The sequence below is a fragment of the Sphingomonas sp. CFBP8993 genome, assembly GCF_034044895.1.
Classification (GTDB): domain Bacteria; phylum Pseudomonadota; class Alphaproteobacteria; order Sphingomonadales; family Sphingomonadaceae; genus Sphingomonas.
Map to the genome: position 1 here is coordinate 434,256 of NZ_JAXCWU010000005.1, position 12,588 is coordinate 446,843.

Here is a 12,588-nt window from a genome sequence, read left to right on the forward strand (position 1 = left end):
GAGCCATATGGCTCGGATCGGCTGGTCGCATGGTGATGGTGCCACCTCGGCCGTTCACGACCTGGCTAAGGGGAATCGACGCGTGTCGAACATCACGAGGAATAAGACACGGCGCCGGTCCTTGGTGATGGCGATCGGGCTGGCGCTGACCGGATGTTCGCCGCTCAAGACCTTCGACGCGCTGGTGCCCAAGGATGGCGGCGCGGCGCGGGTCGCGTCGGCCATCCCCTATGGCCCAGGGCCGCGCCGGATGCTCGACGTCTACGCACCGCGCAAGCCGGGGGTTGGCACTGGCGCGGACCGTCCCGTCATCCTGTTCTTCTATGGCGGCAGCTGGAACAGCGGGACGCGCACCGGCTATGCCTTTGTCGGGCGGGCCCTGGCGGCGCGTGGCTTCGTGGTGGTGATCCCCGACTATCGGCTGGTGCCCGAGATACGCTATCCCGGCTTTGTCGAGGACGGTGCCGCCGCCGTTCGCTGGACCGAGCGGCATGTCCGCGATTTCGGCGGCGATCCGGGACGTATCGTCCTGATGGGGCATTCGGCCGGGGCCTATATCGCCGCGATGCTGGCGGTCGACCGGCGCTGGCTGGGAGAGGATGCCCGCAGCGTGCGGGGCTTTGTCGGGCTGGCCGGGCCCTATGATTTCGCGCCGTTCGACGTCGATGTCGCCCGCGCGGCGTTCGGCGACTGGCCGCGCCCCGCCGAGACGCAGCCGGTGACCTGGGCGGGGGCAGGCGATCCGCCCAGCCTGTTGCTGGTCGGGGGCGAGGACACCGTGGTCCAGCCGCGCAACAGCGATGCGCTGGCCGCGAAACTGCGTGGGGGCGGCGTGCCGGTCACGGTCCGCTCCTATCCGAAGTTGGGTCATATCGGATTGCTACTGTCCATCGCCCGGCCGTTCCGGGGCCGCGCACCGGTGCTGGACGATGTCGTGCGGTTCGCGAACCAGGTCACGGAGCCGACGAAACACCCGTAATACCCGAGATTTCCGATCGGAATAAAAGAGGTGAGATGCGGCATAGAAATTCTATGGCCCCATAGCATCGGCACGGCTGTTAAGGCGCTGCCTCCACTGGTCTTTCGCGTGATTGGGGCGCGTGACCGGGCGGTGAGAAAATAAGGATTTCAGGGAATGACTCAGGGTCGCACCATCGCCCTTTTGGGGGTTTCGTTGCTGGCGCTCTGCGCGCAGGCCGCCGCCGCGCAGACGGTCTCGCCGCCGTCGAGCCAGGCCGGTGCCCCCGGCCAGGCGGACGCCGACGCATCGCGCACCGACGATCAGGCCGGGCAGACCGCCCCGGCGGCCGGTGCCGCGACGACGGGCGACGAGGGTAACGAGATCATCGTGACCGGCACCCGCGCCGAGGGGCGCACCCGGCTGGACAGCGTCTCTCCCGTCGATGTACTCAGCGGCGCGAGCCTCCAGCGACAGGGCACGACCGAACTCGCCGCCGCGCTGTCGGCCGTCGCCCCCTCGATCGACTTTCCGCGCCCGTCGGCCAATGACGCGACCGATGCGATCCGCCCGGCGACGCTGCGCGGCCTGTCGCCCGACCAGACTTTGGTGCTGATCAACGGCATTCGCGGCCACACCTCGGCCAATCTCAACACCAACGGCACGGTGGGTCGCGGCTCGGCGGCGGTCGACCTGAACACCATCCCCACGGTCGCGCTCGACCGGATCGAGGTGCTGCGCGACGGCGCATCGGCGCAATATGGCTCGGACGCGATCGCGGGCGTCGTCAACCTGCGCCTGCGCGAGGCACGGTCGGGCGGCGGGGCCTCGGTCACGTATGGTTTCTACAACACCCAGGTCGATACCGCGGCCAACAGCCGCAGCGTGACCGGCGAGCCGGTCGTCACCGCCTCCGCGTGGCAGGGTTTCGGCTTCGGGCGTGACGGCTTCGTCACCGTGTCGGGCGAGTATACCAAGCGCGAGCCGACCAACCGTGCCGACATCGACCGCCGCGTGACCCCCAACCGCATCACCGGCCGCTATGGCGATTCGGAGGTCGAGCAGTATACCGGCTTCGTGAACGCGGGCACGTCGATCACCGACAATGTCAGCCTCTATGCGTTCGGCGGTTATCAGGACCGCGACACGCGCGGCGCGGCCTTCCCGCGCAACGCCAGCGCCACGACGACGCTGGCAGGTTATCCCAACGGTTTCCTGCCGATCATCAATACCAAGACCAAGGACATCAATTCGGCCATCGGTCTGCGCGGCGATTTCGGCGGCTACAATGTCGACCTGTCGTTCAGCTATGGGCGCAACACGGTCGACTTCCGCACGCTCAACTCGGCCAATTATGCGTTTGGCGCGGCGACGCCGAAGAACTTCTATGACGGCCAGGTCACCTATGACCAATATGTCGCGGGCCTCGACGTGACGCGCAAGTTCGACGTGTTCCAGTCGTTGAACGTCGCCTTCGGCATCGAGGGGCGGCGCGAGGGTTACAAGATCTCGGCGGGCGAGCAGGCCTCCTATGGCTATCCCGCGACCGGTGCGGTGGCGGGGGCGGCCCCCGGCGCGCAGGGCTTTGGCGGGTTCAGCCCGGCCAATGCGGTCAAGCGCGGACGGCGCAGCGGCAGCATCTATCTGGATGTCGAGGCGCAGGTCACCGACAAGCTGCTGGTCGGCATCGCCGGGCGGGGCGAGGATTATTCCGACTTCGGCTCGACCGCGACCGGCAAGGTGTCCGCCCGCTACGACCTGACCGACTGGTTCGCGCTGCGCGGCACCGCCTCGACCGGATTCCGTGCGCCGTCGCTGCAACAGCAATATTTCACCCAGATCGCCTCGGTCGTGACCAACGGCGTGCCGATCCTGACCGGCACCTTCCCCTCGGTCAGCCCGGTCGGCACCGCGCTGGGCGGCCTGGCGCTGCGGCCCGAAAAGTCGACCAACCTGTCGGTCGGCGCGGTGCTGCGGTCCGGCGGCTTCGACCTGACCGTTGATGCCTACCGCATCCATATCCGCGACCAGATCGGCCTGTCGGAGAATATCCAGGCGACCGCCAGCCAGCAGGTCGCGGCTTTGCTCAACCCCTATAGCGTCTCGGCGGCGCGCTTCTTCATCAACGGGCTGGCGAGCACCGCCAAGGGCATCGACGTGGTCGGCCATTACCGCGCACGGACCGAGGGCGCCGGCACGTTCGACTTCACGCTGGCGGGCAACATCAACACGATCGAGGTGACGCGCGTGCCGACCTCGACCGCGACGCTGAACCCCGCGCCGACGCTCTTTGCGCGCAGCCGCATCCTGACGTTGGAGGAAGGCACGCCGGGCGAGAAGGTGACGGGCACGATCGACTGGTCGCTGGACCGGCTGGGCGCACTGGCCCGCGTCACCTATTACGGCAACGTCAACCAGCCGGGGACGACGCCCGCCGCCGACGTGCTGACCGGCACCCGCGCGATCACCGATCTGGAAATCCGCTACTCGGCCCCGAAGGGCGCGCAGATCGGTCTGGGCGTCAGCAACTTGTTCGACGTCTATCCGCGCGCCACGCCGACCGCCAACAACTCGACCGGGGTGCTGGGCTTCCCCTATTTCTCGCCCTACGGCTTCAACGGCCGCTACCTGTACGTGCGCGCCGGGTTGAACTGGTAACGGGATCAGGGGGCGAGCAGGTCGAAGGCCGCGCTCGCCATCACCCGGCCGTTGACGAGCAGGTCGACGGCATGGCGGCCGGGGTGATGCCGCCGCGTGCTGAAATCGCGGATCACCTGTCGCGTCGCCAGCCGCTGTGTTGACCCGGCCTCCAGGTCGAAGGTCTTCCATTTGAAGACCTTCGCCGCCGCCCGCCCATGGGGTCGGGCATAATGGACGCGGTAGTCGACGACCAGGCGCTGGGTGGTATCGGCGTCCGAGCCAATCTCTACGGTGATCGCGATCGCCTCGCCCAGCCGGATGCCGGCCGGGGTGATCGCGAAGCCCTTGACCGTCACCGCCGCATCGGTCCGCGCGCCCAGGATCGCCAGCGCGGCGGGATCGCCCTTCTTGACCAGCGAGCGTAGCGCGTGGCGCACGATCCAGGCGGTGTGCGGGTCCGCCATCGACCAGTCCGAAACCCATGCGACCAGCCAGTCGGGGCGATCCTTGCCGATATCGTTCAGATGGTTGGCGACCGACTTGCGCACATACAGGCTGGGGTCGGCCTTCAATGCCTCCAGGATCGGTGCTGCCAGCGTCGGATCGGCCTTCAGCGCCGCGATTTGCGTCGCCCAGGGCAGGCGCGGCCGTGCGCCTTCGCTGGCCAGCCGCCGGACATGCGGGTCGGGATGCCGGGTCCACTCGAGCATCTGCGCCAGGATGCGGTCGGGCTCGCGCGCCAGGAACGGCCGGATCGCGAACTCCGCCGAGCCGTACCGGGTCAGCTCGGCCAGCGCGCCCATCGACCGCGCGACATCGTGCAGCCCGTGGCGCGCGACATATTCCGCCAGCGCAAAGGCCTGGAACGCATGGGTCAGTCGGGGCGCCATGGCGCACAGTATCGCGACGGCGCGGGCATAATCGCCGGGCAGCGCGACATGCAGGGCATCGGCGATGTGGCGCACCCGCTCCATCACCGACAGCGCCGCCAGGCCCGGCTCGGCGGCACCCTCAAACGCCGCGCGATCGAAGTCCGGCGATGCCGCCACCCCGGCATCCGCGATGACCACCAGCGCGGCGGGACCCAGAATATCCTTCATCAGCGGCTGCGCGCCCGGTTCCGTCATATCCGCATCCCATGCTGGCCGGGCATTGTCATCACGGCAAAGCCGGGGATAGGCAAGCAGGTGTGCCTGGGGCGGATCCATATGCATGATCGTTTTACCCTCCCTCTTCCCTATCCAAGGGAGAGGGAAAGACGGCGCGGAATGAATGTCGACTTGTCTTGGGCCATGGGATTGGGGGCATGGAGCCGCAACAATGCTGAGCCGTTCGGCTGGCGCATGAAGGAACTGCCGTGATCGAACCATCGTCGCCGCTGATCGCCGGTACGCCGGGCTATCGCCGTTTGACCTGGGCGATGCTGTTCGCCGGGTTCGCGACCTTCTCGACGCTCTATGCGGTGCAGCCGCTGCTGCCGTTGCTGGCGGCGCATTACGGGCTGAGCGCCGAGGCGTCCTCGCTGGCGGTGTCGCTGGCGACCGGGCCGCTGGCGGTCGGCATCCTGGTGGCGGGCGCGCTGTCCGACCGGTGGGGGCGGCGGCCGCTGATGATTGCGGCGATGATGGCCGCCGGGGTCCTGACACTGGCGGGGGCGGTGATGCCGGGCTGGTACGGGCTGCTCGCCCTGCGCTTCCTGGCCGGGCTGGCGCTGGCCGGGGTTCCCGCCGTCGCGATGGCCTATGTCGCCGAGGAGGTGGACGCCGCCTCGATCGGATCGGCGATGGGGCTGTATATCGCGGGCAGCGCGCTGGGCGGCATGGGCGGGCGGCTGGTGGCCAGCATGGTCGCGGCGGTCGCCGACTGGCGCTGGGCCCTGGCCGCCGTCGGGCTGGCGGGGCTTGTCATGGCGGAGGCGTTCCGGCGGCTGGCCCCGCCATCGCGCCGGTTCGTGGCGAGCGACGGCGACTGGCTGGCCCTGCCGCGCGGCGCGGCGCGGCTGTTCCGCGACCCCGGCCTGCGACTGCTCTATGCCGAGAGCTTCCTGCTGATGGGGGTGTTCGTCACCATCTACAACTATGCCGGTTTCCACCTGCTCGGACCGCCTTACGGCCTGGGGCAGGCGACGGTGGGGGCGGTGTTCCTCCTCTATATCCTGGGGTCGATCAGTTCGAGCATGTTCGGCCGCCTGGCGGGCAAGGCGGGCCGTCGCCGGATATTCTGGATGCCGGTCGCGATCCTGATCATGGGAGTGGCGATGACGGCGGCGGCACCGCTCTGGCTGGTGATCGCCGGGATCGCCGTCGTCACCATCGGCTTTTTCGGCGCGCATTCGATCGCCAGCGCCTGGGTCGGTCGACGCGGCGGTGCGGCGCGCGGACAGGCGGCGGCGTGGTATCTGTTCTTCTATTATATGGGGTCGAGCGTCCTGGGGTCGGCGGGCGGCATGGCCTGGACGCGTGGCGGCTGGGCCGGGGTGGTCGGCTTCTGCCTGGTGCTGGGCGCGCTGGCACTGATCGGCAGCAGCCTGTTGTTCCGCGTCCGCCCGCTTGCCGAGAGCGAGCAGGCGCGCCCGGTGGGGCCCGTCACACCCGCCTGACGGCGATCGGCATTTCCGGACGGAGTCGCTTGTTCCGGGGCCGGGGGCGGGTTAGCCTCCGGCCGGTACAGGGGGCGGATATGCTGGCACGGTGTTGGGGACTCTTGGTGCTGGGCTTTGCCCTGATCGTCGGACCGGGGGCTGCGGCGCAGGTCGCCAATCCCGTGCTGACCGCGCGGGCCAACGGCATTCGGGACGAGGCCCATGCCCGGCCCCTGCAATTGCGGCGGCTGGACCTGTCGGTCGAGCAGCGCGGTGGCGTGGTCGAAACGACGGTCACCGCCGCCTTCGCCAATCCCGAGCGTGAGCAACTGGAGGGCGATTTCCGCCTGACCCTGCCCGAAGGGGCGGTCGTCACCGGCTATGCGCTGGATATCGGCGGCCGGATGGTCGACGGCGTGCTGGTCGATCGGCCGCGCGCCAAGGCGGTCTATGAAGCGCGGGTCCGCCAGCGTGTCGATCCCGGCCTGGCCGAGGTTGGCGCGGACAACGTCTTTTCGACGCGGGTGTTTCCGATCTGGCCGGGGTCCGGGCGGACGATCCGGGTCAGCTTCGTCGCCCCTGTTGGGGCCAAGGGCTGGCGCCTGCCGCTGGGCTTCGACGCACCGGCCGAGGGTTGGTCGGTGCGTGTCCATGCGACCGGCTTGGCGGGCGCGCCGGTCGTGACGCTGGGCGACGCCCCGCTGGCCATGACGGCGCAAGGGGATGGCTTTCAGGCCGAACGCGCGGCCAAGGGCGCGTTGCCGCCCGGTGCCCTGGCGATCGCACCCACGCGTGTTGCCGATCTGGTCGCGAGCACCCATCGCAATGGCGAGCATGATGTCCAGCTCAGCGGCGACCTTCCGGCGACAGCCGCCGGTGCGGCGGCACCGGCACGGCTGCGCATCTATTGGGATCGGTCACGCTCGCGGCTGAAGGCCGACACCGCGCGCGAGATCGCGCTGGTCAGGGCGGCGATCACCGACTGGCGGCCGGGCACGGTCGAACTGGTCGCCTTCAACAGCAGCGGTGCGCTTCGCCAGACGGTCGCCACCGCCGACGTGGCCGCCGCATGGCTGGCCGCGTTGTCCTATCGCGGGGCGACGAGCTTTGCGCCGATCGGCCGCGACGGCCCGGTCGATCGCTGCCTGATGTTCACCGACGGCCGCGCGACGATCGACCGTGGGGCCACGATCGGGGCGGCCTGCCCGATCGACGTGGTGAGCAGCGCGGGCGACGACGACCGGGCGTGGGCGGGGCATCTGGCGCGCGCGCATGGCGGACGCCTGATCCTGCTGGACGGCGACCCGGCGGCGGCGCTGGCGCAGTTGCGTGCGCCCGGTACAGGCGTGACGGCGGTGGTCGACCGCGATGGACGCCCCATCCCCTTCGTGCCGTTGCCCGCCCCCGCCGGGCGCTGGTCGATCCTGACGCGTGCACCCGGTTTCGGGCCGGTCACGGTGCGGCTGGACGGCGGGCAGTCGATCGGCCGCGCGGTCGAGGGGGAAGGGGTCGCCTTTGACGGGCCCGGTGCGCTGCTGGCGCAGGATCAGCTGGCCGAACTGGGTGGCACCGATCAGCGTGACGCCTTTGTCGCGCTCAGCCGCCGTTACGGCATCGCCAGCCCCAGCCTGTCCTTCCTCGTCCTGGAAAGCGTGAACGACTATCTGGCGGCCAAGATCGATCCGCCCGCCACGCTGCCCGCCGAATGGCGCGACGATTATGCGCGGGCCCGCAAGGCGGCGGACAGCAACGACGCCGCACGCGCGCAGCGTCACCGCGAGAATCTGGTGAACGAATGGCGGAAACAGGTCGCCTGGTGGAAGACGAAATTCGACCCCGCAGCGGTGCCCAAGCGGATCGCCACCTCGCGCAGCTTCGACCGGACGGCACCGGGTGAGGCACCACCACCACCACCACCACCACCACCACCACCACCACCACCACCACCACCACCACCACCACCACCACCACCACCACCACCACCGCCACCGCCACCACCGCCACCGCCACCGGTGCCTTTGGCAGCGGTGACGCCGCCGCCGGTCGTTTCTGCCCCCGCTGCGCCGCCCGCGCCGCCTGCTCCCCCGGCTCCTCGGGTCAGCCCTATGGCGGGCAACATCGTGGTGAGCGCCAGCAGGGCGGGCGCCGAGTCCGGCCCCGCCGCGCCGTCGGTCCAGATCGATGCCTGGCAACCCGACCGTCCCTATCTGGAGCTGTATGACGGCAAGCCCGCCGACTTCGCCGAACGTTTCCGCGAGGCCGAGGCGCGGCATGGCGCGCTGCCCATCTTCTATCTCGACACCGCCGCCTGGCTGGCGAAGCGCGGGCAGATGGCGGAGGCGCAGGAGATGGTGCTGTCCGCGATCGAACTGCCTACCGCCGACGACACGACGCTGGGCATGGTCGCCGACCGGCTCGAGCGGTACGGTGCCTGGGACCGCGCGGTCGAACTGCGCGAGCGGCAGGCGGCTTTGGATCCGGACCGGCCGCAGCCGCGCCGCCTGCTGGCGCTGACGCTCGCCCGCCGCGCCAGGGCGCAACCCGCCACGGCACGCGCCGACCTGACCCGCGCGATCACGCTGCTATACGATGTCGCGATCACGCCGCAGTCGGGACTGTGGGAGGGTATCGCGCTGATCTCGCTCAACGAGGCCAATGCCATGCTGCCGCGCCTGCGCAAGCTGGGCGGCACCGTCGACATGGACCCGCGCCTCGTCGGGTTGCTCGACGTCGATGTGCGCGTCGTCATCGACTGGACAAGCGACGCGTCGGATATGGACCTGTGGGTCGACGAGCCGTCACGCGAACGGGCGATCTACAACAACAACCGCACCGCGATTGGCGGGCGGCTGTCGAACGACATGACGCGTGGGTATGGGCCGGAGGAATATATGGTCCATGTCGCGCCGCCCGGCACCTATACCGTGCAGGCCAATGTGTTCGCGCCCGACCGGATCGACCCCAATGGCGCGACCATCCTGACCGCGCACCTGTTCCGCAATTTCGGACGCGCGAACGAAACGGTCGAAAGCGTCGATATCGAGCTGAAGCGCGATGAAAAGGGCGCACGCATGATCGGCCGGGTCGTGGTGTCCGCGAAGAAGGGGGCGCCCCAACGGTGATGATGGCCGATGGGCTGGGTGCGGGGTCGAACGCGATGATATGATCGGGGCCCGAGGAAGAATGCCCCTCCCCTGAAGGGGAGGGGTGGATCAAGCGGATGTCATCGCGCTCAAGGTCTGCGCAACCCATCCCCGTTCCGAGGAGCGAGGGCTGTCGAAGCGATCGTGGGGCCTGTCATGGGCTCAGTTCGCGGTGGCCGGTGGCAGCGAGGGCGTCCATTCCAGGCGGATCGCGCCGCCGCCCGTTCCGACTTCCGCCCGACCGCCCCGGCTGACGATGGCGTCGGCCACCGCGCGACGCTGTGCGGCAGTGCCGCCCGCCACCCGCACGGCGCGTTGCATCCGGTCGCTGCCCCAGGCGGCGGCATCCAGCCCGTCGCCGTTGAGCACCCCCTGCACGAAACGGATGGCGGGAAGCGGCACCCCGGCAGGCGGCGCCAGGAGGACGCTCCATTGCGGCAGGGCCCCGGCGGCGCGCATTTCCAGCGCATGATAACCCGCCAGCCCCAGGCCGGGGAGCACCGCCGCCGTTGCCGACAGGCGACGCTGGCCCGCATCCACGGCCACCGCGCCGGGCGCGATTCCGGCGATCAGGGCCAGGTCGGCGACGGCGCGCTGCTGGCGGTCGAGGTCGCTGGGGCCACTCGACTGGCTGGCGCGCGCGATCTGCGCCGTTTCCGCCCCATTGTCCTCCAGCGAGACGCGAAGCTGGTCGACATGCAGGTCGATCGGGCGGCCCAGCCGCTGGCGCAGGTCGGCGGCCAGCAGCCGGTCGGCCTGCGGCTCCAGATGCGGGGTGAAGACGACCGCGCGAATGCGGATCGGCCGGGCGGCATAGTCGATGTCGAGCTGGCCCAGCCGCGACGTATCCGGAAAGCGTGCCCGGATCGTCTCGCGCGCCTGGCGCTGGGCGACCGATTCAAAGGCGATCTGGCGCAACGCTGCGCCCAGCGGCACCGACAGCGCGCCCAGTGCCCCGCAGAACAGGATCAGCTGCCACCCCGTGTGCTGGTGCGACAGATGCCGCCCGAACCCATAGACGCGCGCGACGATCGCGGCGGTCAGCGCGATCGTGACCGCGTTGGTCAGGAACAGCAGCAGCGCACCACTGAAGACGGTCCAGTTGGCGGTCGCGATGCCGAAGCCGACGACGGCGAGCGGCGGCATCAGCGCGATGGCGATGGCGACACCGACGACCGTATTGCCGCGCCCCCGGATCAGCGCATAGGCCCCCGCCACCGCCGACAGCAGTGCAACGAGCAGGTCGAGCAGGGTCGGCCGGGTGCGCCCCGCAATCTCGCTGGTGATCGTCTGCACCGGCGACAGGGTGACGAACACGCTGGACAAGAGGACCGCGATCGCCGCCCCCGCCAGCAGCGCGGTCGCCGCCCGCCGGATCTCGCGCGTGTCGAAGGTCGCGATGCCGAAGCCGAGGCCGATGATCGGCATCATCAGCGGGGACAGCAGCATCGCCCCGATCAGCACCGCCACCGAGGGCATCAACAGGCCCAGCAAAGAGATCGCCGCCGAAATGACGATCAGGAACGCGTAACGCCCCGACCAGCCCGAATCCTGCGCGATCTGCGCCAGCACCGCTTCGTAATCGACCCCGCCGACCACCCGCATCGACCACCATCGGCGTATCGTGCTGCGTTCGCGCGTGGTTCGTTCCACCATGGTCTGGCCCGTCTGTCGTTGATCCCAGCGGCCCTGCTAGGGGATCGGGACACGCGTTGCGACCCCGGCTTGGCCCATTGGCGTCGAACTCGGGTGGTTTTCCATCGCCGTCCGGGTGTAGGGCAGGGGGCATGTCAGCCCGCCATTCGTCCCGCCCGATGATCCGCAAATGGACGCCCGCTCGCTACCGCGCGTTGCTGCGCACCGCCGGGCCGGGATTGGTGAAGTTTCGGACGCGGGTGGCGATCCTGATCGGTGCGGTGGCGATCGGGCTGGCGGCGACGGTCTTTGCCAAGGCCGCCGATCTGGCGGGCGAGGCGTTCGGCGGGTTCGCCGCGCATTACCGCTATGCCCCGCTGGTCCTGACGCCGGTGCTGTTTGCCGTTCTGGTCTGGATCACGCGGCGGTTCGCACCGCTCGCGCGCGGATCGGGCATTCCGCAGGTGATGGCGGCGCAGGCCGATCCCGAACGCGCGACCGGCGGGCTGGTGTCGATCCGTACCGTGGTGGCCAAGGCGGGGCTGACGCTGGCGGCGGTGCTGGGCGGTGCCTCGGTCGGGCGCGAGGGGCCGACGGTCCAGATCGCCGCCGCGATCATGGGGCTGACCCACCGCATATTGGGCGTGCCGCTGCGCGGCGCGGTGCTGATCGCGGGCGGTGCGGCGGGCGTTGCGGCGGCGTTCAACACGCCGCTGGCGGGGCTGCTCTTCGCGATCGAGGAACTCGCCTCGGCCTATGAGCAGAAGGTCACGCTGCTGGTCATCGCGGCCATCGCGATCGCGGGCATGGTCGCGCAGTCGGTGCAGGGCGATTATGTCTATTTCGGGTTGATCGGCGCGCACATGCCGATCGTCACCGCGCTGATCGCCGCGCCGGTCGCGGGTCTTGTCGGCGGGTTGGCGGGCGGCGGCTTTGCCCGGCTGATGCTGATGATGGCGACCGGGGGCAACCGGGTGACGCGGTGGAGCAAGGCGCACCCGATCCTGTTCGCGGCGCTGTGCGGCGTCGTCGTCGCGGGGCTGGGCGTCGGCACCGGGCTGACTTGGGGCACCGGCTATGGATCGGCGCGCGCGATGATCGTCGGGGTCGATGCCCCCTTGTGGTTCGGCCCGGCCAAGTTCCTGGCGACGCTGGCCACCGCGGTCGCGGGGTTGCCCGGTGGTATCTTCGCGCCGTCGTTGTCGGTGGGAGCGGGATTGGGCAACCTGCTCCGCTCGGTCTTTCCGGGATCGCCCGCCTCGGCGATCGTGATCCTGGGCATGGTCGGCTATTTCGCGGGCGTGGTCCGCGCGCCGCTGACCGCCGTGATCATCCTGTCCGAGACGACCGCCAGCCGCGGCCTGATGCTGCCGATGTTCGCCGCCGCCTTCATCGCCGACGGGGTGAGCCAGCTGGTATGCCGCGAGAAGCTGTACCACGGCCTGTCGCGGACCTTTGCGATGCGGCCGGTGGATGAGGGTGTGGGGCGGTAACAGGGTTGGTCTGGAATCGCCCGAGGCTGTGTAAAAACTTCGGAATCTGCTATGGTTTTCCGACGTTTCGGGAGGCTTGGGCATGGGCCGTTTCGTTCAGGGGGAAGACCGTCGGCAGGACTATCTGCTGCCTGCATC

7 protein-coding genes are annotated in these 12,588 nt (G+C 69.7%); 5 read left to right on the plus strand and 2 right to left on the minus strand.

Annotated features, from left to right (window positions below; all coding sequences use genetic code 11):
- Positions 1-127 precede the first annotated feature (127 nt).
- Positions 128-979, plus strand: a complete 852-nt coding sequence (locus SOM26_RS13135) for an alpha/beta hydrolase (protein ID WP_320453171.1) — start codon at positions 128-130, stop codon at positions 977-979.
- A gap of 156 nt (positions 980-1,135) precedes the next feature.
- A complete protein-coding gene (locus tag SOM26_RS13140) occupies positions 1,136-3,616 on the plus strand; it encodes a TonB-dependent receptor plug domain-containing protein (RefSeq protein ID WP_320453172.1) in 2,481 nt (826 codons plus the stop codon).
- A gap of 5 nt (positions 3,617-3,621) precedes the next feature.
- Here the strand turns inward: SOM26_RS13140 and SOM26_RS13145 are convergent, their stop codons facing one another.
- Positions 3,622-4,725, minus strand: coding sequence for a DNA alkylation repair protein (locus tag SOM26_RS13145; RefSeq protein ID WP_320453173.1), 1,104 nt, complete (start codon positions 4,723-4,725; stop codon positions 3,622-3,624).
- A 230-nt stretch (positions 4,726-4,955) separates the two neighbouring features.
- Between SOM26_RS13145 and SOM26_RS13150 the strand changes: the two genes are divergently transcribed.
- Together SOM26_RS13150 and SOM26_RS13155 are read left to right on the plus strand one after the other, a co-directional pair.
- On the plus strand, positions 4,956-6,197 hold the full coding sequence (locus tag SOM26_RS13150) for an MFS transporter (RefSeq protein WP_320453174.1): 1,242 nt from the start codon (positions 4,956-4,958) through the stop codon (positions 6,195-6,197).
- Positions 6,198-6,304: 107 nt separating this feature from the next.
- Positions 6,305-9,301 (plus strand): DUF2135 domain-containing protein, encoded by a 2,997-nt coding sequence (locus SOM26_RS13155; protein WP_320453175.1) that lies wholly within the window; start codon positions 6,305-6,307, stop codon positions 9,299-9,301.
- Positions 9,302-9,484: 183 nt separating this feature from the next.
- Here SOM26_RS13155 and SOM26_RS13160 read toward each other — a convergent pair whose 3' ends face one another.
- Positions 9,485-10,978 carry a DUF389 domain-containing protein gene (locus SOM26_RS13160; protein ID WP_320453176.1) on the minus strand — a complete coding sequence of 498 codons (1,494 nt, stop codon included), beginning with the start codon at positions 10,976-10,978 and terminating at the stop codon, positions 9,485-9,487.
- A 158-nt stretch (positions 10,979-11,136) separates the two neighbouring features.
- Here SOM26_RS13160 and SOM26_RS13165 point away from each other — a divergent pair, with 158 nt between their 5' ends.
- Positions 11,137-12,450 (plus strand): chloride channel protein, encoded by a 1,314-nt coding sequence (locus SOM26_RS13165; protein WP_320453177.1) that lies wholly within the window; start codon positions 11,137-11,139, stop codon positions 12,448-12,450.
- Positions 12,451-12,588: the final 138 nt, after the last annotated feature.